The 22,296-nt window shown below is 39.1% G+C and carries 19 protein-coding genes and 1 pseudogene; 17 read left to right on the top strand and 3 right to left on the bottom strand.

Features of this window, described 5'->3' with window-relative positions; translation table 11 throughout:
• Positions 1-115: 115 nt before the first annotated feature.
• From SFRI_RS13485 to glnS, 14 genes are all read left to right on the top strand, one after another.
• On the top strand, positions 116-2,722 hold the full coding sequence (locus SFRI_RS13485) for a TonB-dependent receptor domain-containing protein (RefSeq protein ID WP_011638078.1): 2,607 nt from the start codon (positions 116-118) through the stop codon (positions 2,720-2,722).
• Between the two features lie 99 nt (positions 2,723-2,821).
• Positions 2,822-3,781, top strand: a complete 960-nt coding sequence (locus SFRI_RS13480) for a class I SAM-dependent methyltransferase (protein WP_011638077.1) — start codon at positions 2,822-2,824, stop codon at positions 3,779-3,781.
• Positions 3,782-4,165: 384 nt separating this feature from the next.
• Entirely contained in the window at positions 4,166-4,948 is a 783-nt protein-coding gene (locus SFRI_RS13475) for a DUF3450 domain-containing protein (RefSeq protein ID WP_011638076.1), read from the top strand.
• On the top strand, positions 4,948-6,303 hold the full coding sequence (locus SFRI_RS13470) for a MotA/TolQ/ExbB proton channel family protein (RefSeq protein ID WP_011638075.1): 1,356 nt from the start codon (positions 4,948-4,950) through the stop codon (positions 6,301-6,303). Before SFRI_RS13475 ends, SFRI_RS13470 begins: the two co-directional genes overlap by 1 nt.
• Positions 6,303-6,830, top strand: a complete 528-nt coding sequence (locus tag SFRI_RS13465) for a MotA/TolQ/ExbB proton channel family protein (RefSeq protein ID WP_011638074.1) — start codon at positions 6,303-6,305, stop codon at positions 6,828-6,830. The genes SFRI_RS13470 and SFRI_RS13465 overlap by 1 nt, the downstream gene beginning before the upstream one ends.
• Before the next feature lie 13 nt (positions 6,831-6,843).
• Positions 6,844-7,248, top strand: coding sequence for an ExbD/TolR family protein (locus tag SFRI_RS13460; RefSeq protein WP_011638073.1), 405 nt, complete (start codon positions 6,844-6,846; stop codon positions 7,246-7,248).
• 1 nt (position 7,249) lies between these two features.
• Entirely contained in the window at positions 7,250-7,870 is a 621-nt protein-coding gene (locus tag SFRI_RS13455; protein ID WP_011638072.1) for an energy transducer TonB, read from the top strand.
• A complete protein-coding gene (locus SFRI_RS13450; RefSeq protein WP_011638071.1) occupies positions 7,870-9,117 on the top strand; it encodes a tetratricopeptide repeat protein in 1,248 nt (415 codons plus the stop codon). Before SFRI_RS13455 ends, SFRI_RS13450 begins: the two co-directional genes overlap by 1 nt.
• A gap of 576 nt (positions 9,118-9,693) precedes the next feature.
• Entirely contained in the window at positions 9,694-11,523 is a 1,830-nt protein-coding gene (locus SFRI_RS13445; protein WP_011638070.1) for a DUF885 domain-containing protein, read from the top strand.
• Between the two features lie 93 nt (positions 11,524-11,616).
• Positions 11,617-11,895, top strand: a complete 279-nt coding sequence (locus SFRI_RS13440; RefSeq protein WP_011638069.1) for a peptidylprolyl isomerase — start codon at positions 11,617-11,619, stop codon at positions 11,893-11,895.
• 69 nt (positions 11,896-11,964) lie between these two features.
• On the top strand, positions 11,965-12,501 hold the full coding sequence (locus SFRI_RS13435) for a GNAT family N-acetyltransferase (RefSeq protein ID WP_011638068.1): 537 nt from the start codon (positions 11,965-11,967) through the stop codon (positions 12,499-12,501).
• 200 nt (positions 12,502-12,701) lie between these two features.
• Positions 12,702-12,941, top strand: coding sequence for a FeoA family protein (locus SFRI_RS13430; protein WP_011638067.1), 240 nt, complete (start codon positions 12,702-12,704; stop codon positions 12,939-12,941).
• Positions 12,934-15,246 carry a Fe(2+) transporter permease subunit FeoB gene (feoB, locus tag SFRI_RS13425; RefSeq protein ID WP_011638066.1) on the top strand — a complete coding sequence of 771 codons (2,313 nt, stop codon included), beginning with the start codon at positions 12,934-12,936 and terminating at the stop codon, positions 15,244-15,246. The genes SFRI_RS13430 and feoB overlap by 8 nt, the downstream gene beginning before the upstream one ends.
• A gap of 158 nt (positions 15,247-15,404) precedes the next feature.
• Positions 15,405-17,075, top strand: a complete 1,671-nt coding sequence (gene glnS, locus SFRI_RS13420) for a glutamine--tRNA ligase (RefSeq protein WP_011638065.1) — start codon at positions 15,405-15,407, stop codon at positions 17,073-17,075.
• A 68-nt stretch (positions 17,076-17,143) separates the two neighbouring features.
• Here glnS and SFRI_RS13415 read toward each other — a convergent pair whose 3' ends face one another.
• On the bottom strand, positions 17,144-17,740 hold the full coding sequence (locus tag SFRI_RS13415) for a Yip1 family protein (RefSeq protein WP_011638064.1): 597 nt from the start codon (positions 17,738-17,740) through the stop codon (positions 17,144-17,146).
• Between the two features lie 359 nt (positions 17,741-18,099).
• On the opposite strand from SFRI_RS13415, the pseudogene miaE (SFRI_RS21300) reads away from it, so the two are divergent.
• The 3 genes and pseudogenes from miaE (SFRI_RS21300) to miaE (SFRI_RS13405) all read left to right on the top strand — a co-directional run.
• Positions 18,100-18,225, top strand: a pseudogene (miaE, locus tag SFRI_RS21300) (tRNA isopentenyl-2-thiomethyl-A-37 hydroxylase MiaE); the annotation flags it as partial.
• Positions 18,226-18,271: 46 nt separating this feature from the next.
• Positions 18,272-20,032 (top strand): recombinase family protein, encoded by a 1,761-nt coding sequence (locus SFRI_RS13410; protein ID WP_049763544.1) that lies wholly within the window; start codon positions 18,272-18,274, stop codon positions 20,030-20,032.
• A gap of 1 nt (position 20,033) precedes the next feature.
• Entirely contained in the window at positions 20,034-20,795 is a 762-nt protein-coding gene (gene miaE / locus SFRI_RS13405; protein WP_011638061.1) for a tRNA isopentenyl-2-thiomethyl-A-37 hydroxylase MiaE, read from the top strand.
• A 120-nt stretch (positions 20,796-20,915) separates the two neighbouring features.
• Here the strand turns inward: miaE (SFRI_RS13405) and mobV are convergent, their stop codons facing one another.
• A complete protein-coding gene (mobV, locus tag SFRI_RS13400) occupies positions 20,916-21,767 on the bottom strand; it encodes a MobV family relaxase (RefSeq protein ID WP_011638060.1) in 852 nt (283 codons plus the stop codon).
• A gap of 2 nt (positions 21,768-21,769) precedes the next feature.
• Positions 21,770-22,258, bottom strand: coding sequence for a hypothetical protein (locus SFRI_RS13395; protein ID WP_011638059.1), 489 nt, complete (start codon positions 22,256-22,258; stop codon positions 21,770-21,772).
• Between the last annotated feature and the right edge of the window lie 38 nt (positions 22,259-22,296).

The following is a 22,296-nucleotide window of genomic DNA, read 5'->3' as shown; positions in this document are numbered from 1 at the left end:
ACTGTAGTTGAGAGGTTGTGATTGTTTTTTGTTGCATCCCCTCATTGAACTAACACCTAAAAAGGTAGTTAGCATTAATTATAAGAAAGACATAAAAAGTCCAGGGAGATAGACAATGCATAAGAACGTATTAGCTAAGTCGGTGCGCTTAGCACTGATCAGTGGTGCAGCAGCAGCCGCATTTGCTTCGCCAGCAGTTTTTGCTGCTGATGAAGATGGCGCAAAAGTAGAGCGTATTGAGGTTACCGGTTCGCGTATTAAGCGTTCTGACCTTGAAGGTGCTTCACCAATAACGACCATTACAACTGAAGATATGAAGATGGAAGGTAACTTTACAGTTGCTGACGCACTTCGTAACAGTAACTTGAACTCTTTCGGTTCATTCTCTGAGCGTTCAGGTAGTTCTGCACAATCTCAAGCAACTATTAACCTACGTGGTGCAGGCTCAAGCCGTACTCTAGTACTTATTGACGGTAAGCGTTTCCCAGGTTCACCAACGCTAGGTGGTGCATCTGCTAACTTGAACGCTATTCCAATGGCTGCAGTTGAACGTATCGAAATTCTAACTGATGGTGCATCTTCAACTTATGGTTCTGACGCGATTGCTGGTGTTGTTAACATCATCATGAAAAAGAACTATCAAGGTATTGAGTTCAATGTCGGTGGTGGTTCACGTGACCGTGACGGCGGCTTAACGAGTAAAGAATTCTCGGTTGTTGCTGGCTATCAAATGGATAAAGGTAACATTACTTTTGCATTTGATCATCAAGACCGAAAAGGCATTTCTGATGCAGACCGTGACTTTACTGCACCATGGATGGAAGACTTAAATGGTGATGGCGTTATTCAAGCATATTCTGAGACTGATGGCTGGAGTTATTATGGCGCAAGCGTAAAAGGTCCTGATGGCATTTATCAGCCATCTCCGCTTTGTGGTGATTTAGCTGCTGAATATGGTGACAATGTATTTAAACAAGTACGTGGTGATGATCAATTTGGTGCTGGTTCAGATTTGTGTATGTATGCATATGGTAATGTGTCATATAACAAAGCCTCTACAGATCGCAATACGGTATATGTTGATGCTAACTATGAAATCGCTGAAGACTTAGAATGGTTTGGCCGAGTAATGGTTACACAAAGCAATTCATTTGGTCGTTATGCACCTCCTGCAGCGAATTGGAATAACATGGCAGCAGATAACCCACATAACCCATTTGATGTAGAAGCAAAAGGTTATTTCCGTTGGGTTGGTATCGGTACTCGTGATGGGAACGTAGATGATTACAACCAAGATTACCTAACTGGTTTACGTGGTACAATCAGTGCGCTTAATGATGCAGAGTGGGAAGTTTACTACCACCACAACATTGCCGATAACAAATCTATCGGTGAGTATTACTTAAGTTATTCAGGTCTTGCTTATAACGAAGCAAATGGTATTGATTTGGGTTCTGAAGCTGGCATCAATAACATGAAAGCCACCACTTTAACTCAAGGTAGTGCGATATTTGATCAATATAACGCTGGTATTGGTTTTGATGCGTTTGAATTACCAGGTGGTTCTGTAGCACATTATGTAGGTTTAGAATATTTTGACCAACAGTATAGTGAAGTGTATGACGCACAGTCAGAAGCTGGTTTAATCGGTGGTAGTGCTGGTAACTCTGCAGCAGGCGACCGTCAAGTGTGGGCAATGTTTTACGAAGCGGTATTACCGATAACAGATGACATTGAATTAAACTTAGCGGCTCGTTACGATGATTACAGTGACTTTGGTGATAATATCGCACCTAAAGCAGCTATACGCTGGCAAGCACTTGAAAATGTTGTTGTACGTGCATCATATTCAGAAGCTTTCCGTGCTCCAGCATTGGATCAACTATTTGCAGCAACTACATTCAGTGCTGAAGATGGTATTGATAAACCATATTGTGAAGCAACTGGTACACCTTGTTCTGAAAGACAGTTTGATACATATATTAGTGCAAACAAAGAACTTGGCCCAGAAACGTCTCAATATGTTAACTTCGGTGTAGCATGGGATATCGTTGATGATATCGGCTTAAAAGTTGATTATTTTAACCTTAATATTGACGATGTAATTGCTCAACGCTCAATTACAAGTGTTATGACTGGTATTTATGAAGGTACGTTGGCTCCTAGTAATACATTCTATGTAAAACGTGATCCAGCAAGTGCAGGTCAAGCAATTGGTGCTGCATCTGAAGTCGGTACTGGTTATAGCAATGCTAATACCTTAGAAATTTCAGGTATCGATGTTGCGTTAAACGCAAAATTTGAAACCAATATCGGTGACATAGGCTTTAACTGGACAAATAGTTTTGTTCTTGATTATACCGAAGAAGTTGATGGTGGTGCTGAGTCACGTGATACTTCTGGTTGGAATGGTCAGCCAGATTACAAGTCTGTATTCACAACAAATTACCGCATGGGTGATCATAGTCTATCTTGGAACATGAATTACACTTCATCTACATTCTATTTTGAAGATGATGCTTCTAAAGGTGAGTTAGATTCATGGTTAATTCATAACATTAGTTATGTTTATGATGCTGGTAATTATGGTTCAATTTTATTAGGTATCAACAACCTAACTGATGAAGATCCTGTTCTTTCTCCTGATGGAAAGTTTGAGAACGCTGATCTATATAACAACTACGGTCGTGAGTATCGTGCAAGTTATACTCTTAAGTTCTAAATACTAATTAGTCATTAATTAGATATAAGAAAGGCTCCTTCGGGAGCCTTTTTACTTGGTGTATTATAACAATATGATGTGATTAATTGAGGAGTTTACATGAATAGTCACTGGAGTGAATATTGGCAGCAAGGACACACAACGTCATTCGGTGAAGCATTATCAGGTAATTATGAAGGTGTATTGAAAAATGTATGGGAACCGGTGTTCGATGGGCTTACGGAAAATTTTTTGGTCGTCGATGTTGGCACGGGTAATGGTTCGTTACCGCTGTTATTACGTGATGGGTTATCAAAAGTTGATCTAACGGGTAAGGTTATCGGTGTTGATTTAGCTGAGGTTACTTTAGCCAACTCAGTAAGTAACAATAATCAAAATATAGACATCGCTTTAATGTCTAACACACGCTGCGAACAGCTTCCTTTTGAATCTAACTCTGTTGATCTTTATATATCTCAATTTGGTTTTGAGTATTCAAATATTGAGCAGTCACTCGAAGAAGCGACTAGAGTATTAAAGGATGATGGTCAGTTTGTCATTGTTTGTCATCATAATCGTTCAATGATCCTTAATCGAAATAGAAGAATTTTGACGTTAATTGATAAAGATGAAGTCAATTTATTAATTAATTGTTTAGGTAAAATGGCAAATGCCATGGGCAATGTCAGCAATCAAGAAGATGTTGAGCGAATTAAGAAAGACCTTCAATGTGAACAGATTAGAGCGGAAATTAATGACTTGATTAAATTGTTAGTCATGTTTGATGAGGCTGCAGCCCAAGATTGTGATTTAATGCGTTTCGTTGCTCAATTTTTTAAAGCTGGATTATTTTGGCCTGTTACAAAAAAGTTAGAATTTATTGAATTTATTACAATACAAATGGATACGTTAAAACTACGATTAACAGAGTTGGTTAATGCTGCATTTGATGAAACTAAATTGGCAACATTTATAGCTAAATTCCACCAAAACAATATGGTTTTAAATGAACTCAAAGTATTAAAAAATGAACAAAATGAAGTCTTAGGTTGGTATTTACATGGTTCAAAATTTATTTAGTAATGATGAATAAGCTAAATAGAGAGTATTATAGGATTGACATCTTTTTATAACGCATTGAATAAAAAGAATTATTTTTTTTAGCTTAGCATTAAATTATGATACATTTATGTTGAAGACGTTTATTTATTAACCTTTCGACAACATTAACGCCTCTAACTGCTCTTTCCACAAGTTTTTAAACTTTGCAAATGTTGACATAGGTCAACATTTTGTGAAATGATGCCAACGGGTCTACGCTTTAATAGGCGTAGAAAAGGGAAGAAAAACTAACAATCACAAGAAAAAGACGTGCTTAGTTGAAGTAACATTGATTAACAATTTTAGATCATGGTTATTTTGCAAAGTTGAACTTTTTAATTCACTTCAAATTGGTTGGGAACTATGTCCAAGGTAAGCAATAGAACAAAAATCGCTACTGCACTTGTTGGCGCTCTGGCTTTAGCTGGCAGCAACTTCGTTGTTGCAGATCCTCTAGCTGACGTTCAAAAAGCCGATAGCAGCCTTAATGCTGCTTCAGCTGCGTCGCAACAGAAAGTCGACAAATATTTTGACCAAGCACAAGACATGCTTTTTGAGTATGGCAGCGTTGCTGATGAACGTGAATCATTGAAGTCATACAATGATTACGTTGCAGGCTTGGTAGCTGATCAACAAAATTCACTTGATTTAATTCAAACTGATATCAACGGCGTAGATAAACTTCGCCAGGGTGTTGTGCCATTAATGTTTAAAATGGTTGACGCTTTAGAGCAGTTCGTAAATTTAGATTTACCATTTAACATTGAAACTCGTCAGAATCGTGTTAAAAATTTAAAAGATATCCTTGATACTGCAGAAGTCACATTGGCAGAAAAATACCGTCTAATCCTTGATGCTTATAGCATTGAGCGTGAGTACGGTAGCTTTGTATCGGTTCATACTGGTAAGTTAAATTTAGATGGTAAAGAAGTACTCGTTGATTTCTTCAATTTAGGCCGAGTTGCACTTTATGCACAAAGCTTGGATCAGAAAATAGCATGGATGTACGACGCAGATGCGAAGTCTTGGAATAAGTTAGACGATAGCTACCTACGTGATATTACAAAAGGTATCCGCATTGCTCGTAAGCAAGGCGCTCTTGACCTATTCGCATTACCAATCCCTGCTGCGGAGACTGCACAATAATGAAGAAGTTAATTACATCAGTGCTAGTGGCTGCAACTTTCTCTTTAACAGCTGGTATGGTTTCTGCTGCAGATGCACCAAAAACTATCGGTCAACTGTTACAGCAAGTTAAAGCCGACCGAGCTAACGAAGGTAAGACAAACGCTAAGCGTGAAAGAGAGTTTCAAGCGGAACGTGGCGATAAAGCTGAATTACTTAAGCGTGAAAAAAATGCCTTGTCTGCTGAAAAGCAACGCGGTAAAGATTTGAACCAAGCATTCTTGGATAACGAGCGTAAAATTGCTCAGTTAGAAGAAGATTTAAAAACTGCTCAAGGTGACTTGGGTGAAATGTTTGGTGTTGTTAAAGGTGAAGCCGGTGATTTCGCTGGTAAGTTAGCTGCGTCTAACATCAGTGCTCAGTTTCCTGGTCGTGATACCTTTATTGCTGAATTGGGTGCACGTAAATCACTGCCTAAAATTGAAGAGTTAGAACAATTTTGGGAAGCACAGTTATTTGAAATGGTTGAGTCAGGTAAAGTTGTTAAATTCGATGGTGATGTTACTGCTATCGACGGCAACGTAGTAAATACTGCAATTCACCGTGTAGGTCCTTTCAACTTAACTGCTGAAGGTAAATACGTTGTTTACAAACCTGAACTTGGTTTAATTCAACAGTTATCACAGCAACCAGAAGGTTATCAGGTTAGCGCAGTTGGATCGTGGGAAAATACTACTTCAGGTGTTGCTCCTTTCTATATAGATCCAGCTCGTGGCGTGCTACTAAACATCTTTACTAACAAAGCTAGTTTAGAAGATCGTTTAGAAGCCGGTGGAACAATTGGTTACATCATTCTTGCCTTGTTAGCTTTAGGTGCATTAATTGCTATTGAGCGTTTAGTGACTCTAACTATTATTGGCGCTAAAGTTAATAGCCAACGTAAAAACATCGAAAATCCTGGTAACAACGCTTTAGGTCGTATCCTAAAAGTATACCAGTCAAATAAAGATGTTGATGTTGAAACACTTGAGCTAAAACTTGATGAAGCAATCTTAAAAGAAACGCCTGCTTTAGAAGCTCGTATTTCAATCATCAAAGTTATCGCTGCTATTGCTCCTATGATGGGTCTATTGGGTACAGTTACCGGTATGATCGCAACCTTCCAATCTATTCAATTGTTCGGTACTGGTGACCCTAAATTGATGGCTGGTGGTATTTCTATGGCGCTTATTACTACCGTTCAAGGTCTAATTGCTGCATTGCCTCTAATGTTATTACATGCAATTGTAGTTGCTCGTAGTAAGTCTATTGTTCAAGTTCTTGAAGAACAAAGTGCCGGTATCATTGCAGAACATGCTGAGAAGAGGGCTGACTAATGATGCTAATCCTGATGGACGTATGGGATTCCGTCAGGGGCTTCATGGCCTCCGGAGGCGATGTCCTCTGGCTGGTTGCAGCTGTGCTATTCCTAATGTGGGTGTTAATGCTTGAACGTTATTGGTATCTAAATTGGATATCACCAAAACAACATCAAGCCGTTATCGCCTCATGGGAAGCAAGAGAAGAAACAACTTCTTGGCATGCTCACCGTATCCGTGAAGCTTGGGTATCCCAAGCGAAGCAAGATTTGAATGCACGTATGCTGTTAATCAAAACCTTAGTAGCCATTTGTCCAATGATTGGTCTATTAGGTACTGTAACCGGTATGATTTCAGTATTCGATGTGATGGCAGTTCAGGGGACGAGTAATGCTCGTTTAATGGCCGCTGGTATCTCAATGGCCACAATGCCGACAATGGCAGGAATGGTTGCAGCTCTATCGGGTGTTTTCTTTAGCACACGTTTAGACTCAAAAATGAGAATCAGTTTAGAAAAGCTAAAAGACAGCATGCCTCACCACTAGAGAGAGATTGAACATGGCACGTAAGAAGCATTCCACTATGGAAGAGGAAGCGCAAATTGATATGACCCCGATGCTAGACATCGTGTTTATCATGCTGATCTTCTTTATTGTAACAACATCGTTTGTTAAGCCATCAGGCTTAGACTACAACAAGCCTAAAGCGTCACAGGCTACGTCTAAACCTTCGGCGAACATCTTTATTGGTATCAGCAAAACTGGTGTCATTATGATGGAAAATCGTCAGGTTGATATCGAACGTGTAACTGCAAACGTAGAACGTATGTTGGCGGAAGCACCTGAAGCAGCTGTACTGATCCAAGCAGACAAAGACGCTTTACATGGTTTAGTCGTAAAAGTGCTTGATAACGTTAAAGCTGCAGGTATCGATAAAATTTCAGTATCAGCGGGGAATGAGTAATATGCTAAGAGCACTCGTATCAATAATCATTGGTGCTGCAGTGACTTTTGGGCTGTTTGCTTTCATGGCTTTCCTGGTCGGCGGCGGCGCACAACGCAACGGCGAATCAGCGGAATCCCCTGTTATTGAAATTACGATGGATAAACAGGATTCGAAGGCACAGAAAAAACCAAGGGTTACACCTAAGCCACCTCCACCACCGGAGCAGCCACCGAAGCCGGATACTACTCCGCCTGATTCATCATCTAATATTGACACTAATATGGCGTTCAATATGGGTGGGATCGAATCTGGTGGACCAAGTACAGGTTTCAAGCTTGGTAACATGATGACTCGTGATGGTGATGCTACTCCTATTGTTCGTATTGAGCCTCAGTATCCAATTGCTGCAGCTCGTGATGGTAAAGAGGGTTGGGTTCAACTTACCTTTACAATTAACGAACTAGGTGGTGTTGATGACGTTTCTGTTATCAAAGCTGAACCTAAGCGTTTATTCGATCGTGAAGCGATTCGCGCATTGAAAAAATGGAAATACAAGCCGAAAATTGTCGATGGCAAGCCATTAAGACAAAGTGGTATGACAGTACAACTTGACTTCACACTAGAGAAGGGAGGTAGATAATGCGTAAAGTTACTAGTATCGCTACAGCGTTATTACTTTCCGTCTGTGGAAGTGCATTATTGTCTAACACTGTAGTTGCTGCGGAAAAGTGTGAGATTGACAAGCGTCAATCTCGTGCCGTTGGCGAAAGCGCTGCAAAAAAAGTACAAAAATCTTTTGGAGCATATACTGAAGGAAATTTAGACCAAGCAATTGCAATATTGCTTGAGGCTAATGCTAAAAACGACTTCGACAAAGCGTATGTCGATCGTATGTTAGGTAACTTCTATGCCGAAAAAGGTCAGATGAAGACAGCAATCAAATATTTGAAGACTGCTGTTGATGCTGACATTCTTGGTGGTACAGATCATGCTGCAACAATGCGTTTGTATGCTGATTTGTTACTACAAGAGAAAAAGTTTAAAGAAGCGATTCCATATTATTACAAGTGGATGGATTTTACCTGTAAGGCAGATGCTCAAATGTATCGTCGAATTGGTATTGCCTACACTGAGTTAAAAGATTGGAATAAAGTACTACAAGTCGCTGACAAAGGTTTATCTTTAGCTGAATCGCCTGATAAAGGTCTGTATCAGATGAAGTTAACCGCTTACTTTAACCAGAAAAAGTACAAAGAAGCCGTAAAAGTATTAGAAACTATGGTGCCTTTGTTCCAAGACGACAAACGTCTCTGGGTTCAGTTAGCTCAGTTTTACTTGATGACTGAAGACTATGATAAATCACTTGCAACATATGATTTAGCATATAAAAATGGCTTTTTAGAGACTGACAGTAATATTACTCGTTTGTCTCAATTGTTAGCGCAAAAAGGTTCGCCTTACAAAGCTGCTACCATTTTTGAAAAGCACATGAAGTCTGGTTTAGTTGCAGAAAACGAGAAGAGTTTAACTACACTCGCTGGTTTTTATCATAATGCTAAAGAGCTAAAAGAAGCTGCTTACTTTTACGGTAAAGCAGCTGCCATTAGCAATAAGGGTGAATTGTATTTAAAACAAGGTCGTATTCTTGCTTTAGAACAAAAATACAATGATGCTATTCCTGTGCTTAAAAAAGCACTTGATGCAGGTATTGATAACCCGGGTGAAGCTCAATTTGAGCTAGCTTTAGCATACTTGAGCCTTAAAAAGTACAAGTCTGCTTATAACCGAGCTGTTCTTGCTGCTAATGATAAAAAGACTGAACGTAGTGCTAAGAGCTATATTTCTTACATCAAAGAAAAAGCTCGTATTCACAACGTAACGCTTTAACTTAAGCTTGATTTAAAAAGCCCCTTTTTAGGGGCTTTTTTATTTGCACAAGAAAACTACTAATACATTTTTTTCTTTATCTATGTTAAATATTTTGTCTTATTAATGGCTTCGATTTCGTAAATTAAACGTATTGACTGATGTTCTAAATCAATAAATTGTTAGATAGTGTGTATTTGTTAAAGTTTAGTTTCATGAACCGCAATGCAAAGATACAATAAGTAAAATGATTATGTCTGCTTTGTCATGTGGCACATTTAATGATATCGCATATTAGCAAATCAGCTATCCAGAACGAGCTAACTCGATTTAAGTGTTCCTTATACATTTAAATCGAAATAGGCGGGCTGTATGAGTGAGAGCTTATGTTGTGCAATTGAATTTACGTCAGGTATAGATAAGCATTGATTGGGTTGTGAGGTAACTCCACTTCTAATTAGCATACAATTACTTGGTAATGGACCCTAATAGCATGGTCCTCATAAGAGTAATAACAGAATCATATTTGATAGTTACACTGAGATAAATCGACACGCTAATAAGGCGTGAGTGAAATTGTGTTAAGGAATAATAAAAATGAATAAAACATTGCTAGCATTGACTGTGTCCTTATTATTGGCCGCTCAAGGTTGTTCTGAAGCCACTACTGTCTCATCTGCGCCTGAAACCACCGCCGAATCTAGTGCTGCCGTGATGCCTCAGTCTGCCTCAGAGCAGTATTTGGCAATGGTCGATAATTTTTTTAATGATCAATTAAAGCTTGAGCCGATTTACGCCACCTTTGTGGGAGTCAATGACTATAACGACCAATTCGGTGGTGCATTAACTGAGGAGTATTTAAAGGCTCGTCATGATTTAAATAGCCATTATTTTAGTCAAGCTAAAACAATTGATGTTGATAAACTTCCTGCATCACTTAAACTCAGTTACGACATGTTTATTTATGATCGTAACATGGAGCTTATTGGAGAAACTTATCCTGAGTACTTTTTACCTATTAACCAATTTTATAGCACAGTATTCACAATGGTCCAGTTGGGTAGTGGAGAAAGTGCTCAACCATTTAAGACTGTTGAAGATTATCAAAATTGGTTAGGTCGCTTACGTGGGTTTATTAACTGGACTAAACTTGCACAGCAACGTATGGATGAAGGTATTGCAAGTAAAGTTGTATTACCACGAGTGCTTGTCGAGCGGATTATTCCTCAGTTGGATGCCCAACTTGTTACTGATGCACAGAGCAGTTTTTTTTATTCCCCAATTAATTTACTGCCTGAAAGTTTTACAGCTGAACAAAAAGCACAATTAACCAAAGAATACTCTCAACTTATTGATTCTGAGCTATTACCGGCATTGACTCAGTTACGTGACTATGTAAAAAATGTGTATTTACCCAGTTCACGAGCTTCTGATGGTTGGTGGGGACTGCCAAATGGTAAAGATTGGTATCAACACTTAGCTAATAGCCACACAACAACAACTTTATCAGTGGATGAAATACATCAAATTGGTTTGTCTGAGGTTGCACGTATTTTATCCGAGATGGACAAGGTGAGAGAGCAAGTTGGTTTTAAAGGTGATTTAACCGCATTTTTTGCCTCCTTATCTTCAGAACCACAGTACTTTTTTACTGACAGACAAGATTTGATTGATGGTTATATGGCAATTAAAGATCATATAAATCAAGTATTATCTCAGTATTTTAATGTAATGCCTAAAGCGGATTACATTGTTAAGCCCGTAGAGAGTTTTCGTGAGAAATCTGCCGCTGGTGCATCGTATGAATCACCTGCTGTGGACGGTTCACGCCCAGGTGTATTTTATATCAATACTTACAACTTAAAAGCACAACCTAAATGGGGCATGACAACCCTATCATTGCACGAAGCCGCTCCAGGTCATCATTTTCAGATTGCGATTAAACAAGAGTTAACTGACGTCCCACAGTTTCAGCGCTTCCAGGGTTACACTGCGTTTGAAGAAGGTTGGGCGTTGTATGCAGAGTATTTAGGCATTGAGATGGGCGTATTTAATGATCCTTATCAGTACTTCGGTAAGTTATCAGATGAAATGTTAAGAGCGATGCGGTTAGTCGTTGACACTGGACTTCATGCGAAAGGCTGGAGTCGCGAACAAGCTATTCAATACATGAAAGATAATTCTCCAATGGCGGAGTCCGATATTGTTGCAGAAGTAGAGCGTTACATGGCTATACCTGGTCAAGCGCTATCTTATAAAGTTGGCCAGTTAACTATTTTGCGCTTACGTGCAGATGCAGAGAAAGCTTTGGGTGATAAATTTGACTTAAAGGGTTTTCATGATCAGTTGCTCACGTCAGGGTCGTTACCAATGGCGGTGATGGAAAATAAAATCGCTGATTGGATAAAAGCTGAATTAGCAAAATAAATACCGTAAAAGGAACGATGACTTAAGTATGTCATCGTTCTGTCGTTATGTTAGTGTTACATTTTTATTTTATTATATTTTAGGAGCCAAATTATGGTACAAGCAACTGCTAGACACTTACTCGTAAGCACTCAAGAACAATGTGAATCACTCAAGCAACAAATCGAAGCTGGTGCTGATTTCGCTGACGTAGCCAAGGCAAATTCTTCTTGTCCGTCTGGTGCACAAGGTGGTGAACTAGGTTCTTTTGGACCAGGAATGATGGTTAAAGAATTTGACGATGTGGTATTTAGTGCACCATTAAATGTTGTTCAAGGGCCAGTAAAAACACAATTTGGTTTTCATTTACTTGAAGTGACTAGTCGCGGCTAGTCAATATTGAGTGAGTGACATAAAAATGGCAGCTTAGGCTGCCATTTTTATGTATTAAAAAGAGGGTATATGGATATAAATCTTTATAGTGATCGGCTTAAATTACGAAATTTACTGAGCAGGGATTGGGATTTTTTTCTTCGCTTACATCTTGATAAAGATGTTAATCAATATATTCGAAGTATTGAACCTGAATCAGATATAGTCGCTAAATTTGAGCAGCGTAAAGCGGTATGGCTTTTTGAGTCAGGAGATTGGTTAACGCTTGTTATTGAGCGAATTGATAATAGTCAGGCCGTAGGACTTATTGGTTTTAGATGTGATGATGCACAGCTAAGGCGGGCTGAAGTAGGTTATTTAATTGCGCCAGAACAGCAAGGATTAGGGTTTGCCAGTGAAAGCTTGCTCGCGGTAACCGATTGGGGGGCACTACAATTCAGTATGCATAAATACATTGGTATTTGCGCTCATGAAAATACTGCTTCGCGAAAAGTATTAGAGAAGGTGGGCTTTGTTCTGGAAGGGACACTAAAACAGAATAACTGTGTTGATGGTAAATGGTCCGATGATTGTTATATGGGGTTGTTGACCGCCCAGAGAACATAATCATTATTGAGCCAATTTTACTTCAAAATAAAAATAAAATCTTAGTTGCACTATATTCTAACGGGCATTTGTCACATAATACGTAATACAACTGAAAACTATTCTCGTTAACAAGTGAAACTTTGATCTAGATTTGAGTTTAACTTGTTTAGTTCCGATAAAATTTTTAACGTTATTAATGTTGTTGAAGGTAGTGTTACATGAAGCTGAGTGAACTTAAGCCAGGTGATCAGGCGATTATCTCTGAAATCGGTCAATTAACGTTACCGCAAACTGTTAAACGTAAATTGTTATCCATGGGCATTACACCCAACACCCGTTTTCATTTTATACGACGAGCTCCTATGGGGTCAGGTGTTGAATTAGATTTACGTGGAAGTAAATTATGTATGCGTTGTGATTTAGCCGATATCATCGAGGTAGTGCTCAAAAATGACTAAACAATTTCACTGTGTCACCGTGGGTAATCCCAATGCAGGTAAATCGACTCTTTTTAATGCACTTACTGGTGCTAGCCAGCAGGTTGGCAATTGGTCGGGTGTTACCGTCGAAAAGAAAACCGGTAAGCTAAATTATTCAGGGACTGATATTTTTCTCACCGATCTCCCTGGCATCTACGATTTACTCCCTGCAGGTAATAGCTGCGATTGTTCATTGGACGAGCAGATTGCTCAGGCTTATCTTTCTAATCAACAAGTGGATGCAATCATCAACCTAGTTGATGCCACAAATGTCGAACGTCATCTATATTTAACCACCCAATTACGTGAGTTAGGTATTCCGATTATTGTTGTTATTAACAAAATCGATGCTGCTAAAAAACTTGGGATCAACATTAATGTTGACGACATGTCAGCACGTTTAGGTTGTCCTGTTGTTGCTATTTGTTCACGAAGTAAAGCCGATGTAGAACAACTACAGGCAGAGTTAATGTCACTATTGGAAAAAGGTGACTCAACAAAATCGTTAATGCTCCAGTATCATACCGATATTGAAGCCAGTGTAACCGCATTACAGATGCAAAATGATAGCCAAGGCCTCACGGCGTTAAGCCGTGGGCAAGCGCTTGCTATTTTAGCAAATAGCCATGGAAATGGCTGTGGTACGAGTGAAGTACAATTACATGACACGGTAAAGCAATGTACTTTACGAGTCGAACAAGCAGGCGAAGACATCGATATTATGATCGCCACAACCCGTTACGATTTTGTACAGCAGGTGTTTGAAGCATCAGTAAATCAAGGGAAACATATAAGCGCCACAGATAGGCTTGATAAAGTAGTGTTACACCCGGTATTGGGTATCCCTATTTTCTTATTTGTTATGTACCTAATGTTTTTATTCAGTATTAACGTGGGTAATTCTTTTATCGATTTCTTCGATATTACTGCAGGGGCTATTTTTGTTGACCATTTTGGTGTCTTACTGTCGTCAATGGGATCGCCTGATTGGCTTGTGACTATTTTAGCTGGCGGTGTAGGGCAAGGTATCCAAACAGTCGCGACGTTTATTCCTGTTGTTGCTGCATTATTTCTTGCTCTTTCAGTACTTGAAGCATCTGGATATATGGCTCGGGCAGCGTTTGTTGTCGACGGCTTGATGCGTCGTATTGGCTTGCCAGGTAAAGCTTTTGTGCCGATGATTGTTGGCTTTGGCTGTTCGGTTCCTGCCATCATGGCTACCAGAACATTAGGCAGCGAGCGTGAACGTATCGTTACTGGAATGATGGCGCCTTTCATGTCTTGTAGTGCTCGACTGCCTGTTTATGCGTTATTTGCAGCGGCATTTTTCCCTCAATCAGGCCAAAACTTGGTGTTTTTATTGTATATTATTGGTATTTTTGCCGCGATTGGCACCGGTTTGTTACTGCGTAAAACAGTATTACCAGGAACAAGCAGTGCCGTTGTTATGGAATTGCCAAGCTACGAAATGCCTAAAAGCAAAGCAGTATTTTCACGTACAACAAAACGAACTAAAAGCTTTATTATGGGCGCTGGTAAAACCATCATTATTGTGGTGACACTGCTTAACTTTGTTAATGCAATTGGCACAGATGGATCTTTTGGCCATGAAGACAGTAAAGAGTCTTTGCTCAGTGTTGCTAGCCAACAAATCACACCGCTGTTTTCTCCTATGGGAATAGAACAAGACAATTGGGCTGCAACTGTTGGTATTATTACCGGTATTTTTGCTAAAGAAGCCGTAGTCGGTACATTAAACAGTTTATATAGCACCTCAGCAGGTGATGATGAAGAGTTATTGTCTATTTGGGACAGTGTTAAAGTCGGCTTAGCGACAATTCCAACAAACTTATTAGGTATTGAACCTGGTGACCCATTATCAATTGCGATTGCAGGTATCACAGATTTAGATGAAGCAGCAATGGAGTTATCTGTTGATACATCTACCTTCAGTGCGCTTCAAACAGGCTTTAAAAGCCAGATAGCCGCATTCTCATACTTGTTGTTCATCTTGCTTTATACACCTTGTGTAGCAGCAATGGGGGCCTTGGTTCATGAATTTGGTGCGAAGTGGGCCCGTTTTGCTGCAATTTGGACATTTTCATTAGCTTATGGTTCAGCAACAGTGGTTTACCAAGGGGCTACATTTAATCAGCATCCGGTACAGTCTGCTAGTTGGATCAGTTTCTTTGTCATGGCTTTGGTTGTGTTTTATTTCTGGTTAAATAAGAAAGGTCGCAAAGCACAACAAATTATTCCTGGAATACGAATTGTCACGGAATAGTTAACTGAAATATGTTTGAATTAAACAATAAACCCAGCTTTGCTGGGTTTATTTGCTTTAACAAGCTAACTTTTTCGGTACTAGCAGTTGTAACTACATAAGATCTGTAGGATCATCTATTTTTATTCATATTGCCATTGTGCGCCAAGAGGAATTCCATGAGTCATGTGGACACCGAAGTACGTCCAAGTAACTTCATTCGTAATATCATAGACGAAGACCTAAAAAGCGGTAAGCACAGCCAAGTACATACACGTTTTCCACCAGAACCTAACGGGTATTTACATATTGGCCATGCTAAATCTATTTGCTTAAATTTTGGTATTGCAAAAGATTACCAAGGTCAATGTAACTTACGTTTTGATGATACAAACCCTGAAAAAGAAGACATCAATTATGTTAAGTCTATTCAGGAAGACGTGCGTTGGTTAGGCTTTGAATGGTCTGGCGATATCCGTTATTCATCAAACTATTTTGATCAACTACATCAATATGCAGTTGAGCTCATTACCAAAGGCTTAGCGTACGTTTGCTTCTTAAATGGCGAACAAACCAGAGAGTACCGCGGTTCATTAAAAGAGCCGGGTAAAAACAGCCCATACCGTGACACCAGTGTTGAAGAAAATCTCGCGTTATTTGAAAAAATGCGTAAGGGAGAGTTCAAAGAAGGTGAATGTGCTCTGCGTGCCAAAATTGATATGGCATCACCCTTTATGTGTATGCGCGATCCTATTATTTATCGTATCCGATTTGCTCATCATCATCAAACAGGCGACAAGTGGTGCATTTACCCAATGTACGATTTTACTCATTGTATCTCTGATGCTATTGAGAATATCACTCATTCGATATGTACTTTAGAGTTTCAAGATAACCGTCGTTTATATGACTGGGTATTAGATCATTTAAATGATTTCCAAGCGCCAAATCGCACTCGTCAATATGAGTTTTCACGCTTAAATCTTGAATACACTTTGATGTCTAAGCGTAAACTAAACGATTTAGTCACACGTAAATTGGTTGATGGCTGGGACGATCCCCGTATGCCAACTATCGCTGGGTTACGTCGTCGTGGTTACACATCAGCTTCTATTCGCGAGTTCTGCTTACGTATTGGTGTTACCAAGCAAGAAAACTTAATTGAAGTCGGCATGTTAGATGCGTGTATTCGCGAAGAATTAAATGAACATGCACCTCGTGCAATGGCAGTATTAAGACCGATTAAAGTTGTTATTGAAAACTACCCAGATGCACAGCCTGAAACTATTACAGCACCTGCTCATCCAAATAATGAAGCCATGGGCACGCGTGAACTGACGTTTGGACGAGAGTTATTCATTGATGTTGATGATTTTAAAGAGGAAGCTAATAAGCACTTTAAACGACTTGTTTTAGGTAAAGAAGTCCGTTTACGTAATGCTTATATTATCAAAGCTGAACGTTGTGACAAAGATGCCGATGGTAATATTACTACAGTCTATTGTACTTACGATGCAGATACTTTAGGTAAAAACCCTGCTGATGGACGTAAAGTTAAAGGGGTTATTCATTGGGTTGAAGCCTCAACAGCGAAACCTGCTGAGTTTCGTTTGTATGACCGTTTATTTACCAGTGAAAATCCTGCTGCTTTTGAAACTGTTGATGAAGTGCTAAATCCCAATTCACTCACAGTAGTGAAGGGACTCGTTGAACCTGGTTTAGTCAATGCTCCGGCTGAGAAAGCGTTTCAATTTGAGCGAGAAGGCTATTTCTGTGCAGACAGTAAAGATTCAAGCGCTGAACATTTAGTGTTTAACTTAACGGTACCGTTAAGAGATACCTTTGCGTAATCAGCATTATGAATAACAAAAAGGCGCTAAATGCGCCTTTTTTGTTTTATTTTTCAATAATCAATAAATTATTGCATCATCGGCCCGAAGCCAATACTCCATAAAATGACACTACTTGCCATCAGTGCCACTAATAGTACAAGACCTGCAGTAACCACTGAGCTAGCGTAAATAAAACCCTTTTCTTCAGGGATATTCATAATAATAGGAACACCTGCATACAGTAGATAAACGGAATAAGACAAGCCAATCAAACCGACTATCATAATGAACCATAACACGGGGTAGAGTGCCGCTAAACCAACCATAAATAATGGGGTTGCAGTATAGGACGCTAATTCGAGAGCTTGAGTGTAAGTTGGATCAGCATCAAATGTTTTGCCCATCCAATATGCTAGATAAGCAAGAGCCATAACGCCAATAATCAAGCCGAAATACATTCCAACAGACATGAATAGTGCGCTTTTTGATGTTAGAAACAGAAGCTCTCCGGCTCCGGGATGCCAACCAATGTGTGCTGTCGCAAAATAAGCACAAATTGCAGGGATCAGTGCGATAAGCAATACATGACTCAAGCTGCTCTTTAGCGCTTCGTGATTCTTTTCAATTGTGTGCCACTCTTTTTTTGGATGAGTGTAAAGTCCCATTAAGTGATTCAATACCATTATAGTTATCCTTGTTTAGCATTTTTGACCTAGCTCGCCAAACAACGACGAACTGACTACAGCTTTTTACCAATCGCCTTAATCAGTCCACATCTACTTATCAACAGGGGAATGGTGTTGGCATAACACTGAGAGGGTTCCATTGCCAACATCTATGTTGTTAAGTTATGACTCTATCCCAATTTAGAATCATCATTTAAGGTGATCGATGGCATCTGTTATTAAATCGTTAAATTAGATGCTCAGCTTATTTATTGAACATAATTAGACTTTCGTCAAGTTGTATTATGTTTTTGGCTTCAGAAAAGATCGCTCTAAAGGTAAAATGAACATAGATTTTTGAAAGGATTATCCATTTTATGCAGCAATTACTTGTCCCTATTTACGACTTTTTAGGTTGTGAGACGCCAAACCGTTGGGTCGAACAAGCTAAACAACCCGAACAACTCACTGCATTACTGATTGATCATTGCAACTGTGAGCTTTATGGTAGTATGTGCACATCATGTATTTAAAAGCTATGAGAATATCATGCAAGAAGAAGTTTTATCAGGGCTGGTATATCTTTATCAAAGATTCAGCTCTATTGGGCAAGATGGCAATAGCTCGCTTTTTCGGCAGGGTGAGGCTCAGAGAGACTGGCTCAAAAATCATCCGCACTGTATAGAGACTGAAATAGATAATTCGCCTTTTATTGATGCTGGTGTTTCTGCCTTTTCCGGAAAACATCTCGAGTCAGGTTCGTTGGGGCGACTTGTTGCGGCTATTGAAAGCAAGGCTATTCCACCAGGGTCTATTATCTTAGTAGAGCATTTTTCACGCCTTTCACGAATGAATATTTCTGAAACGGGGAGGTTGCTTGATAGAATTTGGGATCATGATGTAACCATCGTAACCGCGAGAGATAAGGCCGTTTATTCACCTGCGATGCGTGATGATATGTCTACGAGACTGCGGTTAATTATTGAGATAGACAAAGCCCATAGCGATTCGAAGTGGCGCTCTGAAAAAGTAAAGTCGTCTTGGACTCGACGAGCCTTTAACGCAGAAGATAATGATATTCCTCCTAAAATGCGAATGCCATTTTGGTTAGATAAAAATGGTAAATTAAACGAATATGAAAGTTTAGTAAAAAAGATTTTTGAGCTATATCTGGATGGATTCGGCCAAGTAAGAATTGAAAGAGAGTTAAAAAAGCTTTTCCCTGGTGCAAAACCGCTCAAGAATGTTAACCCTACTAAGTTCATTAGAATTATCTTAAATAGAAAGTGTATTGGTGAGGTGTACGGTAAAAGATTGTATGAACCTGTTATTGATGATGCAACCTTTTTTAGTGCACAAGAGATACACAGTAAACGTCTTTATAAATCTGTAAAAGCCGATAGGCGCTGGCCATTGCGCGGACTCATTACCTGTGGTCATTGTGGTTCAGGCATGAGTATCCAACAATCAAGCAATTCATTACCACTTTTGCGGTGTAGCAATAAACAGAGGTCAGGTGGGAGTAATTGCGATTCAGCAGCTACATTTCCTTATATAATTGCTGATTATTTTTTTTACCACACTGTAGAACCACTACTCTTAGTCATGTTATCGAATAGAAAGAAACAAGAGAAAAATAATCTCCGCGCTAATGAGATAGTTGCAGACATCAATAAAAAGAATAAAGCTTCGAAAGATCTTGATGTTCTTTACCTAGAGATCGTTAATGAAGGAAAAAACGGTAACTTTATAACAAGAAAACAACTTGAGCTAGAAGAAGAAGTAAAGTCATTAACTTCTGAGCTTGAGCAAATTAGACATGACGTAGCAATAAATCGGTCTTTCAGAATATCTAAAGAAGCTCTGGAACTCACAAGAGATTCTGATTCTTACAATTTAACCTTGTTAAAACTAGGCGTTAAAATGGTGTTAAAAAACAGAATTATTTCTTTTTCACCAGATGTTGATGACTCTAAAACAGTGTCAATTGAGTACATAAAGTTTGACAGAAATAGCCAGAATTACTCAAGTTCTGGATACAATATTGTAAATGATGTCATAGCGGGCTACAGATGTAGAATTTATGATACTCAAGATTTTCCTCAGGGCAAAAGTCTCGTCGTTATTTCAGACGGCGTGACTGCTGACTCATTATTTCGAAGTAAGCCGCTGAGTAAAAAAGAGCATTCATTTCAAGACGTAATGTTTGACATGATTGATCAATTTACTGACACTGATAATCTAGACGATGAACTCAATCCGGTCGAAGCTTTATCTAAAAATTTGCTTGAGAAAATGAAAAAAGAATAATATGAAACTAGATGAACACTTATTAACTCCCATCAAGAAATTTTTACAATGCGAAACACCTGATGCGTGGGTTAATGAAGCTATAAAGCCGCAAAACCTAAAAGTAATACTGCTGGATCACTTGACATGTGAATTGAAAGCAGCTCAGTCTGCGATGCTCTTGATACGCAAGTATGCTGTTGATAAAGAAAGCGGGGATGCCTTGTTAAGCTGGTTACAGCCTTTCGTTGATTATATCTATCGTACTGAAACCAACTGGCGTGAATTAATAAAAAAAAATAACTTATCTAAAGCAATGCTACCCAAATCGGGAACGGCATATGGTCAAGACTTAATTGATAAAATGGTATTGCTCATTAAAGAAGAACTCCATCACTTTTGCCAGGTGTTAGAAGTGATGGAAGCGTTTAACATTCCATTTGAGAACATTAGAGCCAGTCGTTATGCAAAAGGCTTATTAACTCACATTACTACCCATGAACCCGAGACTTTGATTGATAAGCTGATATGTGGTGCTTACATAGAGGCACGCTCATGTGAACGGTTCGCTAAGCTGGCTACTCATGTAGATAAACGATTAGGTGACTTTTATATTTCGTTACTTCGTTCTGAAGCTCGCCATTTTCAAGATTATCTCGCTCTTGCAGAAGATATTGCTGGTCGTGATATTTCTGAACGTGTGAAATATTTTGGTGATCGGGAATCTGAACTTATCTTAAATTTCGACGATGATTTTAAATTCCACTCTGGCACGCCCAGATAACTCAGATGTCAGCGAAAAATTCGGTACTCACTACACAATTTTCTTAACGCTTCGCTAAAAATTGTTATGTTCGTTTGTGTACACATTCTCATATAAATATTCGAAAATGTGTATACAAAATCATCGAGAAGGTCTGTTGTAGCTTCTTTCATATCGCTCTAATCGCTGTTGTAGTTTTGCATTAGTCGCAGACAACTCATCTACCATAGCTTCGAGTTTTTCTACTTTAAAATCCTGCTGATTTTGTAGATTTGCGATAACTTTACTCAAGTTATCTTGCCATTTTTTAAACTCTATTGGTTTCTGGGGTGGTGAGGGAATATTTAAATTACTGCTTAATGTCTGTGCTTCATTCAAAGCACCATAGAAACTAGATACCTTTTTATGTGTTGCTTTAGAACCCCTGACGCCACGTTTAAGACCTGTTGGCTCTAGAGCTATAGCATATGAGTCCTGTAGCTCTCGCAGCTTTTCAGCGCCTCCTGTGATCGCTCTTGCATTCATCCCCCATTCGATTTTTCCGGACTTACGTGTTTTCAATTCAAACACATGTAAACAAACATGGCAGTGATAGGAGCTTTCATCACCATGAAGATGCATTGATAATATTCGATCGCCAAATTTCGCTTTTAGCCAGTTTCGAGTGAGAAGCACCCATTGATTCAATCGCTGTTTTGCATCATGTCGATATCGACCCGTTTCCAGATCTTTAAGGTAGCTCGGTGAAAAAGCTAGGACAAGCTCTAAAGCGAACACACCATTCTTTCTGAACTTAGTTATCTCACGCTGTTCAATCTCCTCACAAAAGCGTTGATAGGGGTCTTCAGCGCCCATTATCACTCGGTTTAGTCTTTTCTTATTCGGGTTCGCATTCGGGGTGTTCTTTGTTCGTCGCCAATGTTCAGACATCGCCGCAATTTCAGCTTTTGATTTTAGCTTTTTAACGCGAAGAATTCCGAAATGCTCACTCATGGTTATCTCCATTTTGGTTTATCAAATCGAAAAGGGATCGTTGTATTTGTTGTAGCTACACTTTCTTGAGAATCATTAACTACAGTTTTTTCAGTGATAACCTCAGTCAAAGTTACTTCTGCATATATGTGTTTCGAGAGTGGGTTTTCTTGAAAGACAAGCATTCTTGCTTTAACTTCGCGAGTTTTTAGCGGAAATGCAAACTCAGACTCTTCATTGTTAGATGTGTTGGGGTTTGTGAAATAATTTGCGAATTCGAGGGGTACAGTAATCGAAAATGAGCCAGATCCCATTAGCGTGACAAGATCTACTTGCTCACAAGAATGAGCTGGTATGCCTAGATCTTTTGTAGAATTTAAAAAAAGCAGCAAATAGCTACTGACTTTTAGCTGACATTGTGAAATTTTAGCATCAATTTCTTTGTCGAGATATTCAACAGTTTCTACAGTTGCTGTTAAAGTTTTTAGTTGTTTTTCAGTTAGGTAATTCATACTACATTCCTTTTTTTTGAATTGAATAATTCCCTTTA

Origin of the sequence: Shewanella frigidimarina NCIMB 400 (genome assembly GCF_000014705.1) — a bacterium.
In the GTDB taxonomy this organism is placed as follows: Bacteria; Pseudomonadota; Gammaproteobacteria; order Enterobacterales; family Shewanellaceae; genus Shewanella; species Shewanella frigidimarina.
Note: the sequence above shows the minus strand (reverse complement) of the source record. Positions and strands in the feature narration are given on the sequence as shown.